Origin of the sequence: Roseomonas sp. TAS13 (assembly GCF_001950415.1) — a bacterium.
In the GTDB taxonomy this organism is placed as follows: Bacteria; Pseudomonadota; Alphaproteobacteria; order Acetobacterales; family Acetobacteraceae; genus Roseomonas; species Roseomonas mucosa.
The window spans coordinates 1-1,044 of record NZ_BDLP01000698.1 but is presented as its reverse complement, the minus strand read 5'-3'; the positions used below and the strand labels follow the sequence as shown (position 1 = coordinate 1,044).

Genomic DNA, 1,044 nt, shown 5'->3' with positions numbered 1-1,044 from the left:
CCCGCAGCGCCGGGACGCCCAGCAGCGCGGCATTGCGGGCGGCGCGGGCGGCCCGCTCGGGCCGGGGCTCGAAGCCGATGGCACGGTTGGCCGGATGGCGCAGCATCCACTCGATGCCGACGGAGCCCGAGCCGGCGCCGATATCCCAGAGCATCTCCCCCTGGCGCGGCGCGAGGCTGGACAGGGTGACGGCGCGGATCTCGCGCTTGGTGATCTGCCCGTCATGCTCGAAACACCCGTCCGGCAGCCCGCCGGCAAGCGGCAGGATGCGGGCGCCGGGCGCGGCCTCGACCTCCAGCGCCAGCAGGTTCAGCGGATCGATCGCCCCGGGCGGCCCGTCCTCGGCGCGGAAGCTCCGCCGGCGCTCGCGCGGTCCGCCCAGGGCTTCCAGCAGGTGCATCCGCGTCGGGCCGAAGCCATGCCGGCACAGGAAGCCGGCGACCGCTCCGGGCGTGGCGGCATCGGCGGCCAGGACCAGCACCCGCGCGCCCGGTTGCAGCGCCGGGCGCAACATCTCCAGCGGACGGCCGCAGAGCGAGACCGTCGCCACCTCCTGCATCGCCCAGCCGAGCCGCGCGCAGGCCAGGGCGAGCGAGGACGGCGCGGGCAGCGCCAGGAACTCCTCCGGCGAAACCAGCCGCGCCAGGCTGGCGCCGGCGCCGAACAGGAACGGATCGCCCGAGGCCAGCACTGCGACCGGCTGGCCGCGCAGCGCCATCAGCTCCGGCCAGCTTTCCGCGAGCGGGCTGCGCCAGGGATGCGCCTCGCCCCGGACCAGTGGCGCCGCCAGCGCCAGGTGCCGCCGCCCGCCGAAGACATGCGCGGCACCGGACAGCAGGCTGCGGGCGGCGGCGGACAGCCCCTCCACCCCATCCTCGCCGAGCCCGATGATGCTAAGCCACCGCATCATGGACGACCTCTCGCCGACGCGAATCCTGCTCCTGGGCGGCAGCACCGAGGCCTCGGCGCTGGCCATCGTGCTGGCGGGGGACGAGCGCTTCGACCTGTCTCTTGATCACATCTACGCACAGCTCCACCGTAAGG

The 1,044-nt window shown here is 75.0% G+C and carries 1 protein-coding gene; it reads right to left on the bottom strand.

The features are described 5' to 3' along the window. Positions 1–910, bottom strand: a 910-nt coding sequence (gene cbiE / locus ROTAS13_RS24935; RefSeq protein ID WP_075823700.1) for a precorrin-6y C5,15-methyltransferase (decarboxylating) subunit CbiE, incomplete at its 3' end; no start/stop codon positions are given. Positions 911–1,044: the final 134 nt, after the last annotated feature.